The sequence below is a fragment of the Agrilactobacillus fermenti genome (genome assembly GCF_047943045.1).
GTDB classification, from domain to species: domain Bacteria; phylum Bacillota; class Bacilli; order Lactobacillales; family Lactobacillaceae; genus Agrilactobacillus; species Agrilactobacillus fermenti.
The window spans coordinates 1231114-1252731 of record NZ_CP181347.1 but is presented as its reverse complement, the minus strand read 5'-3'; the positions used below and the strand labels follow the sequence as shown (position 1 = coordinate 1252731).

Here is a 21618-nt window from a genome sequence, read left to right as displayed (position 1 = left end):
GATCAAGCACTTACCTGATCAGAAATCGCCACGGATACAACTTTGGAAACACCAGATTCTTGCATGGTCACACCATACAAACGGTTTGCCCGCATCATTGTGCCTTTACGGTGCGTGATGACAATAAACTGTGTTTTTGCATCATACGCTCTTAAAAAGTCCGCAAAACGAGCCACATTAGCATCATCTAATGAAGCTTCTACCTCGTCTAGGATGCAAAAGGGTACAGGCCGGACCTTAATGATCGCAAAAAGTAATGTAATTGCAGTTAGGGCACGCTCCCCTCCAGAAAGCAAACTTAACTTTTGTAGTTTCTTTCCAGGAGGTGATGCTTTAATTTCGACACCTGTATTCAATAAATCTTCAGGATCAGTTAGAATTAGTGCCGCCTGGCCACCACCAAACATTTTTGGAAAAATTTCACTAAAAGCTTCTGAGACTGCCCTAAATGTCGCTTTAAACCGAGCTCTAACTTCTTGATCAAGTTCGCCAATGGTTTCTAATAGGGTGTTTTTAGCAGTAAGTAGATCTGTTTGTTGTTGTGTTAAAAAGTCAAAGCGTGTTTTAACCTTTTGATATTCTTCAATCGCGGTAAGATTTACTGGGCCAATTTCATCGAGTGTGCGCTTCAATAACTTCACTTTCCGCTGCAAAACTTCAAGATCAACCACTTTTGATTGAGCCACTTCTGATTGTAATGATTCAAACGATGTCTGATAATCAGTTTCAACTTGTTCTAAGTCATTATGAATTTTTTCAACTACAGAATCAAGCTGCTGCTGGTTCGTGGTAATTTCAGTTCGGGTATTTTCTAGCAACCCAATGTTTCGCGTGACTTCACCTTGAAGATGATCCAATTGCTGTTTAACATTAATACGCATTTTTTGCGCGTGTTCGATATTCGTTTGAAGTGTCAGTTGTTGTTGCTTACTTACTTGAATTTCCGTTTCAATTTCAGATAATGACAGCTTTTTGTTATGTCCAGCAGTTTGAATATCGGTCAAAGCATGCTCTAGATCGTGCAGCTGTCGCTGTGTTTTCCGTTGCCGTTGTTGTTGTTGCGTTAATTGCTGCTGAAAGTTACGCTGGTCTGCAGTCAAACTAGCTTTTGTAATTTTTAGTTCATTTATTTGATTTTGCAGTTGCTGCTGTGTTTGATCAAAGTCTGTCAACGTCTGACGCAGGGTATTTAGAGTTTGCCGTGCCTCGGTCACATTCTGCTCGAGTTGAACTTGCTGTTGTTGAGTTTGCTCGATTTCTCGAGTGAGCCCGTTCAATTGCTCCGTAGATGACTTTAAATTGTAATCAGCCGCACGGCATTCACGTTTTTTATAATCTAAAGCTGTCGTCAGCTCAGTTAACTGTTGTTGTGTTTGCTGGAAGTTTGTTTGATCGGCTGCATGATTATTTTTAAATTCGGCTATTTGTTTTTTTAAAAGTGCCACATGTTGTTGCAACGACTTTACTTCATACTCTTTTTGTTGTAGTGTTTGATCCATATTTTGAACTCTCGTACGCCCAAGTTCAATTTGATTCTTCTGAGTGAGCAAGTTCGTTGTTTGCTTATGTTGTGCACCACCGCTCATAGCTCCATTCGTATTCAAAATATCCCCTGCTAGCGTGACAATACGGAAACGACGATTGGTAACTTGAGCAATTTTAATAGCTTGGTCTAGGGCCTCTACAACGACCAAAGTCCCTAACAAATGCTTGCAGACACGAATATAAGCAACCTCAGTTTTTACGAGTTGCCAGCCAACACCTAAAAAACCATTATATTGGCGTAGTTGTGCTTCATCACTAGATGAGATCGTGCGTGTTTTAATAGACGTCAAAGGTAAAAATGTTGCGCGCCCTTGATGATTTGTTCGTAAATGCTGAATTGCTTTTTTTGCAGCTAATTCATCATCTGTCACAATATCTTGTAATCGGCTGCCAATAGCAGCTTGAATTGCTTCCTGAAATTTTTCAGGCACACGCATCAGTTCAGATACTGAACCTAAAACACCCGATAACTCTTGCCGATGCTGCAAAATATATCTAGGGCCTTGGTAGTATCCCGAAAATTCCCGTTGGAAGGCTTCCAAACTTCGCAATTTGGCTTTTGCCCGTTGGTAAACATCTAAGCCATTAACCAAATTTTGGCGTTCTTGCTCATATTTCTGCTGTTCTGAAGTTAACGTTTGTTCTAAAGTTTGCAGCTCTTTTTGTGCGCTCACTTGAGCATTTTCAGTCGACTGGATTTTTGCTTTTTTTTCGCCCAATTCTTTTTGTAGCTGGGTTAATTCTGCTGTTAACGTTTCCTGCTGTGCTTGAATACGCGCTACTTGATGTGTCAAGATATTTTTTTGCTTTTCAGACATTTGAATATGATTACGATATTCTGCTTGCTGTTGTAAATAAGTTAAATATTGATCGTTTTCAGCATCGATCTTACTTTGAATATCTGCCTTCGACTGTCCAGATGTAACTGTTAGCTGCTTAATTTGGGCTTCAACAGGTGTCAGCTTTTTTTCAATAAGAGCTAACTGGGCAGTGGTTTGCTGGCAAGTTTGCGTTTGTTCAGTCAACTGATCAGTCAAGTCATGAATACGTTTTTTTAGATCCTTCGTTTGTGTTGCTTGTTGCTGATCATGGGCTTTAGTTAATGCTTTTTGTGATTTTAATGCCTCAATTTTTTGAGTTGCAGTGACTAATTGTGCTTGATCGTTATCTAACTGACGTTCAAGTTTCGTTTGTTGCTTTTTGGCAGCCGTCAGATCTTCGGCAAGTGTTGCTTTGGCTTCAGCTAATTGTCTAGCAGTTAAATTTAATTCGTTGATTTTTTGCTGTAACCGGGTTTTTTCTGCTGAATTCTGATTAATGGAAATAACCAGCCATGATTTCATATAATGATCGTATTGTTTTTTTTGTTCAAGATATTCCTTAGCCAAACTACTTTGTTCATGTAGTGGAGCTACTCGATCATGCAACTCTGCAATAATATCTTCAACACGATTTAAATTATCAGTTGTTTGTTCTAACTTTTTTAACGTTGTTTCTTTTTGTATTTTATATTGATGAATCCCCGCAGTTTCTTCAATGATCGTGCGTCGATCTTCTGGTCGACTATTAAATATTTCTTCCACTTGACCTTGAGAAATAATCGAAAAAGAAGAACGACCGATTCCAGAATCTAAAAACAAGCTGACGATATCCTTTAAGCGGCAGCTTTTTTGATTGATATAAAATTCACTTGTGCCGTCTCGAAAAATTTTACGCGTAATTTCGATTTGATCAGCATCTTTTTTTAACGCGCGGTCCTGATTATCAAATTTTAAAGTAACTAACGCTAAATTCATAGCAGGACGTAATTGTGTGCCTGCAAAGATAACATCTGGCATATGTTCACCACGCAATCCCTTAGCTGACTGTTCACCCATCGCCCAGCGAACTGCTTCGGTAATATTACTTTTACCACTGCCGTTTGGCCCAACGATACCTGTAACACCTTTGTCAAACGTTAACTCAGTCTTATCTGCAAATGATTTGAATCCAGAAATGATTAGTGATGTTAGTGACATTTAATTCGCTCCAATATGACTGTGGTCGCTAATTTGTTTGTGAGGACTGATTCATTTTGATTTGAGTTAATGCCGTCTTGGCAGCAGCTTGTTCAGCACGTTTTTTGCTGGCGCCTTGACCTTCCCCTAATACCTCACCATTAGCCGTAACGTTTACATGAAAAACACGTTCGTGCGCTGGACCATCTTCAGACAGCGTATGGTAGGCGATTTCTACTTCGCCATTTGTTTGTAATTCTTCTTGCAATGCTGTTTTATAATCTGTGAACTCATTAAATTGACCGACATCAACCTTCGGAAAGATAATTTGTCGGATAAACTTTACCACAGCTTCTTTCCCTTGGTCTAGGTAAAGCGCACCATTAAACGCTTCAAAAAGATCCTCTAATAACGTGTCACGATTACGTGCTCCCATTTGCTCTTCGCCTTTACCCAGTCGAACATAACGATCAAAGTGTGCCTCTCGCGAAAAACTACTGAATCCTTTAGTGCAAACAATCGAAGCTCGCAAACGTGTAAGTTTGCCTTCAGGAAGTTCTGGAAATCTTTTATACAAGTGTTCAGAAACAGTTAATTCCAAGACAGCGTCGCCAAGAAATTCCAACCGTTCATTGTCTTTTAAATTAAGTTCTTTGTGTTCATTGACGTAAGAAGAATGCGTAAAAGCTTCATCTAATAAACTCAAATCTTTAAACTCGATACCGTATTTTTGACGCAATTCATTTGCTAATTCCTGGATCATTTTTAAATTCCTTTCATTGTGTCCGTTGACTTTGATTTTTTCTTATCTCTAGCTGGTAAAACAATGATAACAGCTAAATATATTAAAAAAGCAAATAACAGTTCATTTTACATACTGATTTAGTTTATCAGAAAAAGGGGCAAACTGCACTGTTTTACCATATAAAAAAGCTAGCACAGAAATCAACTCACTGGCTAGCTAAAATGGTGTCTGGTTAACAGATATTTATTTTTTGGGCATATGTTCTTGAATATAAGAAACGGCATCACCGACTGTCTTGATTTTTTCCGCCTCTTCATCTGGAATCTCTGCACCAAAAGTATCTTCTAGCTCAATTACAAATTCAACAATATCAATAGAATCAGCTTCCAAATCATTTTTAAAATTTAAATCATTCGTAACTTTACTTTTGTCAATATCAAAACGATCTTCTAAGATAGCTGCTACCTTATCAAATATTTCTTGCTCAGTCATAACTTGCCTCCAAATTTTAATGCAAAATTAGTCTATCCGTTTTTCTGTGACTTGTCTATGAATTTTTTTCTTTGGAAAAATAATCAATCACATGTTGGACGGTTTGTTTATTAACCATATCATGAATTTGCGTTAATGCATAATAGACAGCGCGATCATCCGAAGCACCATGAGATTTTACGACCGGTGCAGCCACGCCTAACAGTACGGCACCGCCATATTTTGAAGTATCAAACTTATCCTTTACAGCGGCAAATGCGGACTTAGACATGGCCGCACCTAATTTAGATAACATACCACTATTTAATAAACTATGCTTGATGACTTTCATTAAAGCACCAGCTGTGCCTTCAATTGTTTTTAGAACCGCGTTCCCAGTAAAACCATCAGAAACGACGACATCAGCTGGACCTTCTAAAATATTGGTAGCCTCAACGTTACCAATAAAATTAATGTCTGGATCATCTTTGAGTAGTTGATAAGCCTCTTTGTGAAGATCATCACCCTTATCATACTCGGTGCCGTTATTTAAAAGTCCCACTCTTGGTTGCTTAATTTTACGGACATCTTGAGCATAATAAATGCCCATCTTAGCATATTGATAAAGGTGATTCGGTTTGCTACTGGCGTTTGCACCAGCGTCAATTAAATTAAACCCATCGTCTGTCGCCACCGTTGGTAATGTAGGCATTAGTCCCGGGCGCTCGATGCCCTTGATGCGGCCGATCACAAAAATACCACAAGCTAAAACTGCACCAGTATTACCACAAGAAAAGAAAGCATCCGCATGATGATCTTTCACTGCTTGTGCCGCTAAAACCATAGAAGCTTGCTTTTTACGTCTAACAGATCGTACAGGCTCATCGTCACCGGCAATAACCTCATCCGTATGCTGAATTTCAATCCGCTCTATGTTAGATACCAAAGGCTTAATTTGTGCCTGGTCACCATACAAAATAAATTCCATATCGGAAAATGCATCTCTGGCAGCCAACACGCCCTTAACAATCGCTTCTGGGGCATTATCTCCGCCCATTGCATCAATGGCAATTTTCATTCTATAACTCCTCTTCTGATATAAAATTAGTCTAGTCGTTTTAGATCAATTGTTGTTTTTAAAAAAGTCCGTAACGTTTGATGTTCAGCTTTCGATAGACTTGGATCGTCTACAAAAATTTGCTGTGCTTCAGTTTGAGCAACTTGTAAAACGTTAAAATCAGCAACTGGATCGCCGATTTGAAAATCAGGTAACCCCGACTGTTTTTGACCAAAAACATCTCCGGGACCCCTTAATTCTAAATCTTTTTCAGATAAAACAAAACCATCATTTGTTTCGGTCATTGCCTGTAGTCGTGCAACGGCCACCTCGTTTTTGGGCTGAGCCACTAATAAGCAGTATGCTTGCTGCTGACCACGACCTACGCGTCCTCGTAACTGATGCAGTTGTGACAACCCAAATCGGTCAGCATCATAAATAATCATGGTATTGGCATTTGGCACATCGACACCGACCTCCACCACTGTGGTAGCCACCAAAATTTGCACCTCATTTTTAGCAAAAGCCGCCATGACTGTGTTTTTATCATCATTGCTCATTTGTCCATGCAGTAAAGCTACTTCATATTCCGGCGCAAAAGCTTCACGGTAGCGTTCATATAATAGTTCGGCGTTTTTCAGGTCCATAGTTTCAGACTCCTCTATCAGGGGTGAAATTACAAACGCCTGATTATGCTGAACGAGTTGTCGTCGGACAAAAGCAAAAGCTTGTTGATCTTGATTATTTTTAAGCCAATATGTCTTAATCGGTTTTCGACCACTTGGTAATTGATCAATCGTCGAAACATCCATCTCGCCATAAGTTGTAATAGCCAGTGTTCTGGGAATCGGCGTTGCCGTCATCATCAAAACATCTGGGTGTAACCCCTTTTCACGTAATGCCTTACGCTGATTAACACCGAAGCGATGTTGCTCATCAATGACAACGAACCCCAGATTTTTAAAATGCACACTCTCTTGAATTAACGCATGTGTCCCAATTAAAATGTTCACGCGACCCTGAACCAAATTTTCATCAATTTTTCGTCTATTTTTATTGGTTGTTGCACCAGTTAGCAAAGTCGTTACCACATTCATCTTAGCAAATAAAGGCTGTAATTTTTCAAAGTGCTGCGTGGCTAAGATTTCTGTGGGTACCATCAAGGCCGCCTGATAACCAGCAGTTACAGCACTAAACAAGGCAATGGCTGCAACGATGGTTTTGCCACTACCAACATCCCCCTGAAGCAAGCGATTCATTTGATAAGGGCGTTTCATATCGGCTGCAATTTCATTAACGACCCTTTTTTGTGCTTGTGTTAATTCAAAGGGTAATTCGTGAATAAAATCCTGCACAGCCGCTAATTGGTATTTCAAGCTCAATCCTTGGTTTCCTTGGCGCTCTTTTTGTCGCATGGCTTGCATCCGACATTCAAATACAAAAAATTCACGGAACACCGCACTGCGATGGGCTGCTTTAACTTCAGCTGCCGTTTTCGGAAAATGCATACCAGTGATGATTTCACGATCATCGAGTAAACGATAACGCTGACGAATATCAATTGGCACTAGATTGCCAATAACCGATTGATATTTCTCAAATGCCAGCTTAACTAACTTGATTAATGTGCTCTGACGAATATTTTTGTTGACTGAATAAATACCAGCTAAATCATTATCGCCTTTCGGTGAGAAAAACTTCATTCCAGTCAGACCGCGGCGGCGTTGATCCCATTTGCCAAATACAGCAACAACTGTATCTGGAATAAAGCGATCTTTTAACCAAGGCTGATTAAAAAAAGTTACAATTACAACTTGGTGTTCCACTAAAAGACGAACAATTAAGCGATTTTTGTTAGGTCCAAAGCGATTCAAAATTGGCGCTGCAATCACTGTCCCTTTGAGCGTTATTTTTTCTTGGTCTGTAACTTCCGCCAAAGATTTAACTTTTAAATCATCATAGCGAAATGGAAAATAAAACAGTAAATCGTTGATGGTAAAGATACCCAGACTATTTAAAGCCGTAACCCGCTTGGCACCGACACCACTCAGAGTTTCAACTGAATCAGAAAGTTTTAACAAGTGCGTCCCCCCTTCTTGATTGACAGTTTAGAAAGAAAGGACCGATGCAAAATAACTGCAAATCGGCCCAATATATATCTATTTTAGAAACAATTATTAACTATTCTGCTGAAATCAAGAAAGGATAAACTGGCTGGTCGCCCTCATGAATCTCAATTTCTAGATCATCATGTTTGGCTAAAATAGCAGCTTCAAGTGATTTAGCTTCCTGACTGGTTGCATCAGCACCATAAATAATTGTAATAATCTCAGTTTCGTCATCCAGCATTGTTTCTACCATTTGAATGGCAGCCTGCAGACGATCAGGGTTAGCAACTTTGATCGTACCATCAACAATTCCTAAATAATCACCTTGTTTGATTTTGAGACCGCTAAGCTCTGTGTCTCGAGTGGCAGCTGTTAATTGGCCGCTAACAACGGTCGTCAGTGCATCGGTCATCTGTTTTTTATTCGTATTTAAATCAGCAGCTGGATCAAAAGACAACATAGCAGTCATCCCTTGAGAAATTGTTTTAGTCGGCACAACGGCCACAGAAATATCGCTAACATCAGCCGCTTGTTCCGCTGATAAGAAGATATTCTTATTATTTGGCATAATTATGACCCGTTTGGCATTTACTTGCTCAATAGCATCTAAAATATCCTGAGTACTTGGATTCATTGTCTGACCACCATTGATTACAAAAGTGACCCCTAAGCTTTCAAATAGTTGCTGCAGACCGTCACCCGAGGCAATTGCAATCACGGCATAATCCACTTGCGGCCGTTTTGACTGCTTATTAGAGGCAGCTTGAGCTTCATTAACGACATTTTCATTTTGGACACGCATGTTATCGATCTTAATTTTATGCATGACACCAAATTGACTGCCATAACGATAAACTTTTTCAGGGTGTTCTGTGTGAACGTGAACTTTAACAACCTCATCGTCGGCGACAACTAGCAAGCTATCACCCAGATTATTCAAATAATTTCGAAAAGTTTCGTAATCAAATGTTTTTTGATCCGCTTTCTTTTTGGCAATATTTACCATCATTTCTGTACAATAGCCATAAGTGATGTTAGCCGTTGCTACCTGACCTTGGATTGCTCGGTGATGGACAGCATTAACCATTTCGTCCATTTCAGCTTCGTCAGGCGTGTAAATATCTTTAGCAGCTACTTCACCAGTTAAACCTTCTAAAAAGCCCTCATAAATGAAAACAAGGCCTTGACCTCCGGAATCAACGACACCAACCTCTTTAAGGACTGGCAACAGGTTGGGCGTATTCGCTAAAGCTTTTTTGCTTGCCAAAATGACAGCCTTCAAAACTTCGGTGATGTCATTCGTTTCATTCGCCGTTTTATTACCCGCTTTTGCACCTTCTCGAGCAACCGTTAAAATGGTACCTTCAACTGGTTTCATGACAGCTTTATAAGCTGTCTGCACGCCAGCCATGAATGCATCAGCTAATTGACGCGCACTAATAGAAGTTTGTGGTTCAATTTTTTTGGTAAAGCCACGAAAAATCTGCGAAGTGATGACACCAGAGTTGCCACGTGCCCCCATTAGTAACCCCTTAGCCAAGGACTTACCTAGTTCACCAACTGAATTGCTGGGATTTTCATTGACTGCCTTTGCGCCACTGGCAAACGTCAAACTCATATTGGTACCAGTATCTCCATCTGGAACCGGGAAAACGTTTAAAGAATTAACAAAGTCACTATTTTTCTTTATTCGGTGAGATGCAACCCGAATCATATCCTTAAATTTATCGCCATTAATTTCTTCAATTTTCAAGGAAGTTCCTCCTGAATAGCAATTATTCTATTAATGTGTGTTAATCTAAATCATCAGTTATTTTGACACCTTGGACGAAAACATTGACTGCCTTTGCCTTGATACCTAACATACTTTGTAAATTATATTTAACTTTATCTTGGACATTACGGCCGACCTCAGATAATTTTACGCCATAACTGATAATGATATAAATGTCTACAATAATCGCGTTGTGCTCTTGTCGAACAACGACACCACGACTATAATTCTCACGATTTAAAATATCATTTAGATTATCACGAATTTGGTTTTTACTGGCCATTCCGACGATGCCATAAATATCAGTAGCCGCACCGCCGACAATTGTTGCAATGACTTCATTGGAAATATCGACATCTCCATATTGCGTCTTAATTTTAACAGCCATTTCTAATCCTCCTCATTCGTTACGTTTCAATTACACTACAAAAAATTTTAGCACACCAAACGCTTGATTGAAAGAAAATACGACATTTAACGAGGTGTGTCAAGTAAAAATACTTTAAAGAAAAATCTTGCAATGAAAGCATTGTTGTGATAACTTAGTTTGGTACATGATTGATACCAAAGTAACCTTAAAGGAGGTTTAACATTGGCTAAAGACGTTATCACAGGCCGTAAAACTCATTTCGGCAATCAACGTTCACACGCATTGAATTCAAGCCGTCGCAGCTGGAAGCCAAATTTACAAAAGGTTCGCATCCTTGTTGATGGCAAACCTAAGCGAGTTTGGGTTTCTGCACGCGCTTTAAAATCTGGTAAAGTTACCCGTGTTTAATAAAAAAGCCTTAAATCATGATCTACTTCATTTGTCGATCATGGTCTAGGGCTTTTTTTATTTGTATTTTTCAGATTTTAATTATACTGACTGATCTGTACTTTGAATGACGCAGATCGTCCCACTTTCAAATTGAAAATGAACTGTGTCATTAACAAATTCATTACTGGCATACGAAACCGGCACATCTAATTGCGCATCATGCAATTGATACTTGGCATCATGAATCGTTAAATGTTGTACTGGCGTCATCGCAACGAAAGCCAAATACTTCTTATCTGATTGTTTTCTAATCTCATATTTTCCTGGTAGATAAAAGGATAAATGGTTATGTTGATCAACCATTACAATATTAGCCGTATGCGTGCGAAAACATGGCTCTAGTAACATAAAAAAATTCACTAGAAAATGGTCAAGACGGCCACCAGTTGCCCCGTAAATCGTCACACTATCAGCATGTAATTTTTCTAGTGCAAGTTTCAAACCTAATTCGCTGTCCGTATCATCTTTTTCGGGCTTTTCGTAATAGATATCTTGAATATGGGCTTTGACTAAATCTAGTTCAGAGGCACTCAAAGAATCATAATCACCAACAGATATCTTGGGCTGAATACCCATTTTTAACAGGAATAAAGTTCCCCGATCAACACCAATCCAATCACCCACAATTTCTGTGGGTGATTTTTTTAATTGTTGCGGCCAAAGCTCTTGTGGCCCACCAAGTAATAAATTGACTTGTTTCATTCGATCAAACCTTTTAATTTTGTAATTTGTTCAGCAACAGAATGTCCACCAAATATATAAGAACCCGCCACGAAAATATCAGCACCAGCTCTTGCTGCTTGTTGGATCGTTTGATCATTGATACCACCATCAACTTCAATATCAAAAGTTAAAGTAGTATCTGTTTGTCTAATTTGATCCAAATGGGCTACTTTTTCTAATGTACTTGGCAAAAAAGCCTGCCCCCCAAATCCTGGATTAACGGTCATAATCAAAACTTGTCCAACTAAAGGCAATACAGATTTTAACGCATCTACGGGTGTCCCCGGATTAATGACGACACCAGGTTTCACATGGTGCTGTGCAATCAGTTGTAGTGCATGATAAATATGTGGTGTGCTTTCAAAGTGGACCATGATCGTATCGGCTCCAGCAGCGGCAAACATATCGATATATGCTTCAGGATGGGACATCATTAAATGGACATCCAACGGCAATTTTGTAATTGGTCTTAAAGCTTGAACAACTTGGGGCCCAAAAGCCAGGTTTGGGACAAAATGCCCATCCATAACATCTACATGTAGTAAATCAGCCCCGCCTGCCTCCAAAGCAGAAACATCTCGTTGTAAGTTTATAAAGTCGGCACTTAAAATTGAAGGTGCAAGTTGCATCGCTATCACTCCTGAACATTAGTTTAAAAATTACGTTTCGTTGCTTGATTTTTGACACATTTCATCAATATCGTTTTTGTTGCTGAACTTCTTGACGAAATTGTTGATAACTCTCATATCGGCTGGTTAAAATTTCACCGCTAACTACAGCAGCTTTAACTGCACAGTCAGGTTCGTTGATATGTTGACATTCTCGAAATCGGCATTGAGGACTAAGTGTCATAAACTCTGGAAATAGATTTTTTACCCGTTCAAGTGGAATTTGTGGCAATGCCATATTTGAAAAACCAGGTGTGTCAGCAATCAAACTGCCAGCAACCTGATGTAATTCTACATGTCTGGTCGTGTGCTTGCCACGATTTAAACTCTGAGAAATAGCCGCTGTTGGTAATTTCAATTCTGGCACTAAATGATTCAATAGCGTCGATTTACCAGCGCCAGACTGACCAGTCACTGCAGTAACTTTACCATTAATAAGTTGTGCTAGTTTCTGTAAACTATCATCTGAAAATGGATTAGACGAAAAAATTACCGCATACCCAATGTTCTGATAATAATCAAAGATCTCTTGAAAATTTTGTAGCTGTTGTTGGTCGTGAACCAAGTCGCTTTTCGTCACATAGATGATTGCTGTTAGATCATTAAATTCTTGTGTAACTAAAAAGCGATCTAACAAATTGGGTTGAAAATTGGGCGTTATCAAAGAAGTTACAATAACCATCAAATCGATATTTGCCAAAGGCGGCCGTATCATTCGATTTTTTGCTGGCAATATTTCTAAAATATAGCCGTCAGTTGAGTTAGTAGATTCAAAAATAACATTGTCACCAACGACTGGCTTAATTTTTCTGCTTCTAAAATTACCACGCGCTCGGGTTTGGTAAACCTGATTACCGGCAAGAACATAATAAAATCCACCGGTAAGTTTAATAATTTTTCCTTGGCTTTTCATGCCGTCTCCTTTGTCAACTGGGTTTGACTTCATCGGTCAAGATCACATCACCATCACGTACAACTTTGTAATATGCTGATTCATTACCTTTGACAGTAAATGTTAAGGTAACATTGGTAGTTTGTGTGATAACCATTTGCCGATAGACATCACTAATATTGTGTGTTTCATCTTGAATGAAGATCGTGACATGGTTTTCATGGACTGGCGTTGTAGTTGTTGAACTACTGGTTGAGGTACTCGCACTGGCGCTAGAACTGCTTGAAGAAGCCGTTACACCATTGTCATTTGGATTAGCAATATCAGCTGTATTCACCTGTGTAGCGGTCTTAGGGTTAAAAGGTATGGTAATCGTTTTATTAAAGCTAACTTGTTCTGGGGCTTTATTTTTTTCACCTAGGGAAATAACGACATTCAAACTACTGCCTTTACTAAGCCTTGTTCCTGCAGCAGGTGTTTGTGAGATCACTAACCCTTTTTCAACTGTATCAGAATATTGAGATGTAATGTTCAACACGAGGCCCTTCTCATTGGCATAGTCTTGAACACTCTTTTGGGTGTAGTTCGTTAAATCACGTAAGTTAAAAAATGCTCGTCCTGAGCTAACTGTCAATGTGATGATTGTTTCCTGAGGAATCACCTTTTTACCCTCAGGCACATCTTGATTCATAATCTGACCGGCAGCATACTTGGTTGAAGATGTCTCGTTTTTACGAACGGTAAAGCCAAGTTTCATCAGTTTTTTGCGTATTTGAGTATAATTTTGCCCCACATAATTACCAATACGGATTTTTTTAGGCCCTTGACTGATCAAGAGATTAACTTTGCTTTGTTCTTTAACAACCATGTTCTTTTTAGGGTAACTACGGATCACACGATCTTTTTGCACGTCATTATCATATTGATGACTGATATCACCGATTTTTAAATGATTATCTGTTAATACAGATTTAGCCTGCGTCTCTGACATCCCGGTCAAATCAGGAATCTCAACATTTTTTTTAGTAGTTCCAATAATAAATCCCACCGCCAAAATGAAAACAAGCAAGGCCAATCCAAAAGCCATCCAAAATCGACGTTTTTTTAAAAAAGTCCACCATTTTTTGTCTGCTTTAAGTTGTTCCTCGTGTTTATTAGGCACAACTTTATCGGCTAAATCTGGATTTTTGGGGATTTGAATGACTTTTGTTTCATCTAGATCTGAATTGCTGTTTGGCACAAATTTGGGTTCATTCGCCCGCTTTTTATCTAGCGAGGTACTGAGATCAACGGCCATTTCAGCTGCACTCTTGTAACGATCATGAGGATCTTTGGCCGTCGCATGTAAAACCACATTTTCTAAGGGCTGTGGAATCCGGGGGTCTAGCGCTTGAACCGAAGGAATCTCGTCTTGAAAATGTTTGATTGCAATTGAAACAGCAGATTCACCTTCAAATGGAACTTTGCCAGTTAACATCTCGTAAAGAATAATACCCAATGCATAGATATCTGATTGTTTCGTGGCCATACTACCCTTAGCCTGCTCAGGGGATAGGTAATGAACGGACCCTAATAACGTATTAGTTTGAGTCAAAGAATTGTCATGGAGAGCAACCGCAATTCCAAAATCAGCAATTTTTATATGATCATTTTTGTCGATCATAATATTTTGCGGTTTTAAATCTCGATGAATAATGTCATGATCATGAGCAGCTTGAACAGCAGATAATATTTGTTTCATAATATCGATTACTTTGCGATACGGAATTGGAAAGTTTTGATCAATATAATGTTTGAGATCCATGCCTGTCACATATTCCATCACGATATAGCTCATACCAGCATCTTCACCAATATTATAAACCTTTACAATATTGGGGTGATTCAGTTTTGATGAGGCACTGGCTTCACGTTGAAACCGCTTCTTTGTATTTGGATCATTCTGTAAATCCATATGCAAGATTTTAACAGCGACATCTTGATCATTCTTTTGATCATGAGCAAGATAAACATTGGCCATGCCGCCCTCGCCAATTGGACGAATCAACAAGTACCGCTTGTCTAATAAATAACCTTTTTCCATCATGAAGCATCCACCTGCGAATCGTCATAAATCAACAATGCCGTTATATTATCTAAACCGCCATGGGTGTTTGCAAGGTCAATCAGACGATCACATTTTGTTTGGAGATCAACGTCAGATTCAAGGACCGTCTGAATTTCTATATCGCTTACCATATTTGTTAAGCCGTCTGAACAAAGCAACAAATAATCTTGTGGATAGCTGTGAAAGATTGTGACATCAGCATCAACATTTTTTGAGATACCTAATGAGCGCGTAATTAAATTCTTTTGAGGGTGATTTTTTGCATCTTCCGGAGAAATATCGCCATGTTTTACCAGCTCGTTGACTAACGAATGATCCTCTGTTAATTGTTTGAGCTGGTTTTCGCGTAGGCGATAACACCTAGAATCTCCGATATTTGCCACGATATATGTATCAGCAACCATTAACGTAGCCACAAACGTCGTACCCATGCCTGACAAGTTGGCGTGAGTATGTGCTGTTTCTAAAATACGCTTATTTTCTGAATTTAACTCAAAAACGAGCCAACGAACTAATTCATCAATATTAGTTGCTTGATTATTTCGAAAATTGTCACCTAGATGTGAAACAACCATTTCCGAAGCAACGTCACCGCCCTGATGGCCACCCATACCATCTGCTACAACGGCAATATGCGCGCCAGCTTCGTTTTCAAATACACCTACCGAGTCTTGATTGCTTTGCCGCTTACGACCAACATCGGTACGAAAGGCAAATTTCATCTTTTCACCTCAAGATTTCCGTTTCAATGTAGCAATGAAAAAGCCATCTGAATGATAGTCATCCGGATAAATGTGTAGCGACTTTTCATTCGATTTTGATTTCAGCGCCACTGTTGAATATGTTTTTGTTAACTCAAAATCAGAATGGTGTTTTAAAAAATTTTCAACAACCATTTCATTTTCCTGTTTAATAATGGTACAGGTACTATAAACCATAGTACCACCGCGTTTCAAAGTTTTTGCCACTGAATTGAGAATCTGTAATTGAACCTTTTTTAAATTCACGAAGTCAGTTAATTCTTTACGGTAACGTATCTCTGGTTTGCGTCGCAATAGACCAATACCAGAACAAGGTGCATCTACTAAAATACGATCAAATGTCTCTTCCAAAAATTTGGTGTCAGCTGTTGTCGCATCAAGCAACCGAGTTTTGACAACTGAATTTAAGTGCATTCTTTGAACGTTTTGTTGAATTAATTTTACCTTATGTTCATATAAATCTAAAGCAGTCACTTGACCACCAGCAGAAGCAGAAAGGTTGGCAGCAATCTGCATTGTTTTGCCACCGGGTGCAGCACACGCATCTAATACCTGATCTCCTGGTTGCACTTGCAAAGCTGGCACGACTAGCTGAGCGCTTTCGTCCTGAAATGTAAATGCCCCAGTTTTAAATAATTCTGTTTGGGTTAGTTCACTGACACCAGTTGTTGTGATTAAACCTTGAGGCGAGATCACGCTTTCGGTTGTGTGAATATCAACGTCAAGTAATGCTTCTTGCAATTCTTTCCGAGATATTACCACCTCATTAACACGTAAACTAATTTTGGGGACGGTATTAATTGAAGTTAAAATTTGAACAGTTTTTTCTGAGCCCAAATCCTGGTTTAGTTGGTGGATCAAAGATACGGGTATGCTGTATTCAATACTCAAACGCGCCCACTGATCTTGAATATCAGCTAGATCACGCCATCCTTGGCGTTGAACATTACGTAATATGGCATTAACAAGTTTGGCAACCCCTTGATGACCGCGGCGCTTTGCAATTTGAACACTTTCGTAAATAACCGCCCGAATTGGAATACGCGTCAAGTATTTCATTTGATAAACTGCTGTTTCCAATAAAATTTGAACCCAGTCATCCATTTTTTGCGGTTTTTTGATAAAGGGTGCGAGTTGAAAATCCAATAGATATTTTTGCTGTAAGACACCATAGACGATGTTTGTTAGCAAATGTCGATCCTGTGGTTTCAGGGCATGATGTTTGATAGCCTGATCCAACTCAATATTTGAATAAGCTTGCTTTTTTAAAACAGACAATAGTATTTCAATTGCTAGTTTTCTTGCTGACTGGTTAATGGCTTGTCTCCTCCGTTATTAACTGATCTCCTACGGCAATATTTTGACCAGCACCGTTTAAATATGCTGAGATGGGCATCACGTTTTTACCAGCAGGTTGTAGCTGTTCGATTGCCAACCCCATTTTAGAATCACCGGTTGCCAGTACAAGTTGTTTTTTTGTTTTACTTAATACCGATCCGGGGGTTGCTGAATGTGAAACTTCAACAGGTCGTGCAAACCAAATCTTTGTGCGCATACCCTTGAAATAAGTATAAGCAACTGGATCTGAGTTTAAAGCTCGAATTTGGCGATCTAGTTGAATTGCTGATTGTTTAAAATCTAAAATTTCCTGTTCGGGTTTAAGATTGTAAGCAAATGTTGCTTCAGCTTCATTTTGAGGTCGTGCAGTGACTTCGTTAGCTATCACTTTTGGCAAAGTTGCTAACAGCAGATCACGTCCAACAAGACTCATTTTTTTGAAGAGTGAGTCAGAAGTTTCATCTTCAGTAATCGGCACCGCTTGCTGCGCTAAAATATCACCAGCATCCATTTTCTTAGCCATATACATAATTGTAATTCCTGTTGTTGATTCACCGTTCATAATTGCCATTTGAATCGGCGCACCACCACGATACTTAGGCAGCAGCGAGCCGTGAACATTGACTGCAGCAACTTTAGCACTGCGCAACACTGACGTTGGTAAAAACTGACCAAAGGCTGCCGTAATGATCAAATCTGGTTGCACTGATTTTATGAAATCAGCTGTTGAACTGCCACCCAACTTTTCTGGCTGAAATATTTTTAATTGATGTGCTTGAGCAAACACTTTAACGGGGGCCGCCTGCAATTTCTTTTTGCGCCCGACTGGCTTGTCTGGCTGTGTGACAACTGCTTGAATATCATAATTTGCCTCTAACAAACCAGCTAGTACGGTAACTGAAAATTCTGGAGTTCCCATGAAAATAACTGAAGTCATCAAAATCACTACTTTCTAAATGAATTGTAATGGTTCACGATCAATGGCAATTTTTAATAACCGATCATGAGCCTTGGCTGAAAGTTCCAGAATATGATTCAAACCTACAGCTAATTTTGGTTCATTTTTATATTTTATAATTATTTGGTAATAATATTGATTTTTGACGCGGGCAATTGCTTTGGGCGTTGGCCCAAGTATAATTGCTTGTTCGCTAAGATAGGGTTGGATTGCCTTTAAAATACTGTAAGCAGCCTTTGCTGCTTGACTTTCATCGGGATGCGTCGTTTGTAGTAATACCGTGAAATAATACGGAGGATAGCCACCTTCGTGCCGCAAACGCATTTCTTGTCGAAAGAATTGTTCATAATCTTGTTTCTGTGCCAATTTAATTGCATAGTGATCTGGATTATATGACTGTACATAAACCTCACCTTTTTTAGAACCGCGTCCAGCTCGACCAGAAACCTGGGTCAATAACTGAAAAGTCCGCTCACTGGCGCGAAAATCCGGCAACCCTAAGGCCGTATCCGCATTGATGACGCCTACTAATGTGACATTAGGAAAATCCAATCCCTTAGCAATCATCTGCGTTCCAAGTAAGATATCGGCTTCACGTTTCTCGAACTTTTTTAGTAACTGCTCATAAGCACCTTTACGCCTAGTGGTATCAACATCCATTCGAATAATCCGTGCTTCAGGATACATTTGTTTTAATTCTTGAGCTACTTTTTCAGTTCCTGTACCATAATAACGAATTTTTTGACTATGACAGTTGGGGCAAGTTTTTGGTATTTGCTCCTCATGTCCACAATAGTGACATTTCAACGTATGCGAAGACATGTGTAGGGTCAATGAGATATCACAGTTAGGGCATTTAGCGACATAGCCACAATTACGACACATAACAAATGAAGAAAAACCACGACGATTCAGCATCAGAACACTTTGTTCTTTTTTGGCCAAACGCACTGTGATTGCATCAGATAATGCCCGTGAAAAATCTAGTGTTCGATGTTTTTCAATATTTTCACGCATATCTACAATATGCACATGTGGCAGTGGAGCCTGATTCACCCTCTGTGGCAAAAGTAAGAGTTGGTAAACACCCTTTTCAGCTCGGGCACGAGACTCTAATGAAGGCGTCGCACTTCCTAATACCACCGGACAATTGTGCACTTGAGCACGATGCAAAGCAACATCACGCGCATGATAACGAGGCGTATCTTCTTGTTTATAACTGTATTCATGTTCTTCATCCATAATAATTAAGCCAATATTCTTCAAAGGTGCAAAAATTGCTGACCGAGCGCCAACTACCACTCGAGCTTCATTGGCATTGATTCGGCGCCATTCATCATATTTTTCACCATTGGATAAGCCACTATGCAAAACAGCAACTTGATGACCAAATCGTGCATAAACTCGTTGAACCATTTGAGGTGTCAAGGCAATCTCTGGTACTAACATTAAGGCTGTTCTTCCCTTTGCTAATACAGCTTTAATACTCTGAAGATAAACTTCTGTTTTGCCGGATCCAGTCACACCTTCCAACAAAAAAACTTTTTTTGCTTTAGCTGCTGTAGCTTGGTTAATAGCAATAACTGCCTTTTGCTGGTCCGGAAGCAGCGGCTTATCATGTTCATGAACGAATGCTTTATCAGTAGGAATCACTTCACGCTTTACTTCCACGTTTTGTTCTGTAAGAATTGATTTTTCAACTAAACTTCTAATGGCCGAACTAGAAAATTTTTTATTTAAAACTTGTAATAAAATATGTTTTTGTTCTTTTGCTTCTCTCGCTAAATAAGCCAGAACAGCTGCCTGTTTTGGAGCTCTTTTGCGCAGCTTTTGACTCAATTTTTCATATTCCTGACCACTATGGTCCAAGATAATTGCCTTTTGTTTTTTTACTCGTGCTTGGTTCTCAACTGCATATTCAAACTTTACTTTTCCAGCTTGGCGCCAGCGCATTAAATCACTGATCACCTGTGCATCCAGTTGATCAGTGATTTCGATCATTCGTTGGTGCTTAAAGACACTTTTAACTTTTGGATCCTCAGTATCAGTGACTTGAGCATATTTATGGTATTTTCCCCTCATGACACCAGGTAAGATTGTTTGCAAGCTGCTGATTCGAAAAGAAAATGTTTTTTTTGCTAACCAGTCAGATAATTGCAATAATTCTTCATTTAAAACTGGTTCAAGATCAATGACATGTTCAATTTTTTTTAAATTATGAGGCTTTGTTTGTGCCTTTTTTAAGCCAATAACATATCCTTGCAATAACCGATCGCCTTTTCCAAATGGGACTGAAACACGCATGCCAACCGCTAAATTATTAGCATAAACTTCTGGCACAAGATAATCGAAAGGTCGGTTTGTTTGTGCAACTGGTACATCGACAATCACGCTTGCAATAATTATCATGGAAACACCTCAACTAATATGTTGTGCGATTAAATCAATGATTTTTGTAGCCAACTGGCTTTTTGCCGCCACTGGCAGGCGGATAGGTTTACTGGAATGCGTTAACACAGTTACAGCATTAAAATCACTGTTGAAACCCAGCTCCTGTTTGCTGACATCATTCGCAATAATCATATCTGCATGTTTACGTGTTAGTTTTTGATTTGCGTAAGTCTCTAAATCATTAGTTTCAGCTGCAAACCCAACTAAATATTGATGCTGCTTTTCTTCGCCTAAGCTAGCCAAAATATCTGGATTTTTTACAAGTTTTAAATCCGTCAAATCATTAGCTGTGCCTTTTTTTATTTTTTTGGACCATTTTTTTTCAGGTCGGTAGTCAGAAACAGCCGCTGCCATGATTACCACATCGACAGTAGCAAAGATTTTTTTAACTGCCTGTTGCATTTCAAGAGCTGATTGAACATATTGTGCTTTTACCCCATGTGGCACTACACGAGACGCATTGGTACTAATTAAATAGACTTGTGCCCCAGCTAAGGCGGCCGCTTTAGCCAGAGCATAGCCCATTTTACCAGAAGAATCATTAGTAATATAGCGAACAGGATCGATTCGCTCTTTAGTTCCACCAGCTGTGATCAAAATTTTTTTATTTTTAATTTTAGAAGTTGCATGGGCAATGCTTTCTTGAAATTCAAGGTAATCAAAAATTGCTTGAGGTTCTAGCATTCTACCTTGCCCACTGTATCCTTCGGCTAATTGTCCATTATCGGTCGGTAAAATGGCCGTGCCATCTTGTCGCAATAATGTCAAGTTACGTTGTGTGACTGGATTCGTCAGCATCTTCGTGTTCATTGCCGGCACAACATACTTGGATTTATTTATCGCTAGCCAAGTTGTAGTAGCCAAATCATCCGCAATGCCGTTAGCAAGCTTAGCAATAACATTTGCAGTTGCAGGCACAAAAATTGCAATATCCGTCCAATCAGCTAACTCAATATGCACCACTGGCAAATTTTGGGGATCATCAAACATATCTGTATAAGTATGTTCGTGTAACAGAGACTCAAACACAAAGGGAGTCACAAATTTTTGGGCTGCAGAGGTCATGATGACGCGCACTTCAGCACCGGATTTTTGTAATAATCGCACCAGTATTGGTACTTTGTACGCCGCAATACCACCACTAATAAACACAGCCACATGTTTTTGGTTGAACATTTTTCCACCCCAGTTACTTAATATAAA

The 21618-nt window shown here is 39.3% G+C and carries 17 protein-coding genes; 1 reads left to right on the top strand and 16 read right to left on the bottom strand.

Going from position 1 to position 21618, the window contains the following annotated elements:
• Positions 1-2: 2 nt before the first annotated feature.
• The 7 genes from smc to ACNAN0_RS06140 all read right to left on the bottom strand — a co-directional run bounded on the left by smc (position 3) and on the right by ACNAN0_RS06140 (position 10085).
• Positions 3-3563: a chromosome segregation protein SMC gene (gene smc, locus ACNAN0_RS06170; RefSeq protein ID WP_416354143.1), complete on the bottom strand. Its 3561-nt coding sequence runs from the start codon at positions 3561-3563 to the stop codon at positions 3-5.
• A gap of 28 nt (positions 3564-3591) precedes the next feature.
• The gene (rnc, locus tag ACNAN0_RS06165) at positions 3592-4305 is read right to left on the bottom strand and encodes a ribonuclease III (protein ID WP_230913460.1); all 714 of its coding nucleotides are present in this window, start codon (positions 4303-4305) and stop codon (positions 3592-3594) included.
• 225 nt (positions 4306-4530) lie between these two features.
• Positions 4531-4779 carry an acyl carrier protein gene (gene acpP / locus ACNAN0_RS06160; RefSeq protein WP_230913459.1) on the bottom strand — a complete coding sequence of 83 codons (249 nt, stop codon included), beginning with the start codon at positions 4777-4779 and terminating at the stop codon, positions 4531-4533.
• Between the two features lie 55 nt (positions 4780-4834).
• Positions 4835-5836, bottom strand: a complete 1002-nt coding sequence (gene plsX, locus ACNAN0_RS06155) for a phosphate acyltransferase PlsX (RefSeq protein ID WP_230913458.1) — start codon at positions 5834-5836, stop codon at positions 4835-4837.
• Between the two features lie 26 nt (positions 5837-5862).
• Positions 5863-7896 carry an ATP-dependent DNA helicase RecG gene (gene recG, locus ACNAN0_RS06150; RefSeq protein WP_416354142.1) on the bottom strand — a complete coding sequence of 678 codons (2034 nt, stop codon included), beginning with the start codon at positions 7894-7896 and terminating at the stop codon, positions 5863-5865.
• Positions 7897-7996: 100 nt separating this feature from the next.
• A complete protein-coding gene (locus ACNAN0_RS06145) occupies positions 7997-9676 on the bottom strand; it encodes a DAK2 domain-containing protein (protein WP_416354141.1) in 1680 nt (559 codons plus the stop codon).
• Positions 9677-9716: 40 nt separating this feature from the next.
• Positions 9717-10085, bottom strand: a complete 369-nt coding sequence (locus tag ACNAN0_RS06140) for an Asp23/Gls24 family envelope stress response protein (RefSeq protein ID WP_230913455.1) — start codon at positions 10083-10085, stop codon at positions 9717-9719.
• A gap of 204 nt (positions 10086-10289) precedes the next feature.
• Here ACNAN0_RS06140 and rpmB point away from each other — a divergent pair, with 204 nt between their 5' ends.
• Entirely contained in the window at positions 10290-10475 is a 186-nt protein-coding gene (gene rpmB, locus ACNAN0_RS06135) for a 50S ribosomal protein L28 (protein ID WP_230913454.1), read from the top strand.
• Positions 10476-10556: 81 nt separating this feature from the next.
• Here rpmB and ACNAN0_RS06130 read toward each other — a convergent pair whose 3' ends face one another.
• From ACNAN0_RS06130 to coaBC, 9 genes are all read right to left on the bottom strand, one after another.
• Entirely contained in the window at positions 10557-11219 is a 663-nt protein-coding gene (locus ACNAN0_RS06130) for a thiamine diphosphokinase (RefSeq protein WP_416354140.1), read from the bottom strand.
• On the bottom strand, positions 11216-11869 hold the full coding sequence (gene rpe, locus ACNAN0_RS06125; RefSeq protein WP_416354139.1) for a ribulose-phosphate 3-epimerase: 654 nt from the start codon (positions 11867-11869) through the stop codon (positions 11216-11218). The genes ACNAN0_RS06130 and rpe overlap by 4 nt, the downstream gene beginning before the upstream one ends.
• A gap of 64 nt (positions 11870-11933) precedes the next feature.
• The gene (gene rsgA / locus ACNAN0_RS06120; protein ID WP_416354138.1) at positions 11934-12821 is read right to left on the bottom strand and encodes a ribosome small subunit-dependent GTPase A; all 888 of its coding nucleotides are present in this window, start codon (positions 12819-12821) and stop codon (positions 11934-11936) included.
• Between the two features lie 13 nt (positions 12822-12834).
• Positions 12835-14886, bottom strand: coding sequence for a Stk1 family PASTA domain-containing Ser/Thr kinase (gene pknB / locus ACNAN0_RS06115; RefSeq protein WP_416354137.1), 2052 nt, complete (start codon positions 14884-14886; stop codon positions 12835-12837).
• Positions 14883-15629, bottom strand: a complete 747-nt coding sequence (locus tag ACNAN0_RS06110; protein WP_230913449.1) for a Stp1/IreP family PP2C-type Ser/Thr phosphatase — start codon at positions 15627-15629, stop codon at positions 14883-14885. Before ACNAN0_RS06110 ends, pknB begins: the two co-directional genes overlap by 4 nt.
• 9 nt (positions 15630-15638) lie before the next feature.
• Positions 15639-16985 carry a 16S rRNA (cytosine(967)-C(5))-methyltransferase RsmB gene (gene rsmB, locus ACNAN0_RS06105; protein ID WP_330166077.1) on the bottom strand — a complete coding sequence of 449 codons (1347 nt, stop codon included), beginning with the start codon at positions 16983-16985 and terminating at the stop codon, positions 15639-15641.
• Positions 16981-17943 (bottom strand): methionyl-tRNA formyltransferase, encoded by a 963-nt coding sequence (fmt, locus tag ACNAN0_RS06100; protein WP_230913447.1) that lies wholly within the window; start codon positions 17941-17943, stop codon positions 16981-16983. The genes rsmB and fmt overlap by 5 nt, the downstream gene beginning before the upstream one ends.
• A 15-nt stretch (positions 17944-17958) precedes the next feature.
• Positions 17959-20373 (bottom strand): primosomal protein N', encoded by a 2415-nt coding sequence (gene priA, locus ACNAN0_RS06095; protein WP_230913446.1) that lies wholly within the window; start codon positions 20371-20373, stop codon positions 17959-17961.
• A gap of 9 nt (positions 20374-20382) precedes the next feature.
• The gene (coaBC, locus tag ACNAN0_RS06090; protein WP_230913445.1) at positions 20383-21591 is read right to left on the bottom strand and encodes a bifunctional phosphopantothenoylcysteine decarboxylase/phosphopantothenate--cysteine ligase CoaBC; all 1209 of its coding nucleotides are present in this window, start codon (positions 21589-21591) and stop codon (positions 20383-20385) included.
• Between the last annotated feature and the right edge of the window lie 27 nt (positions 21592-21618).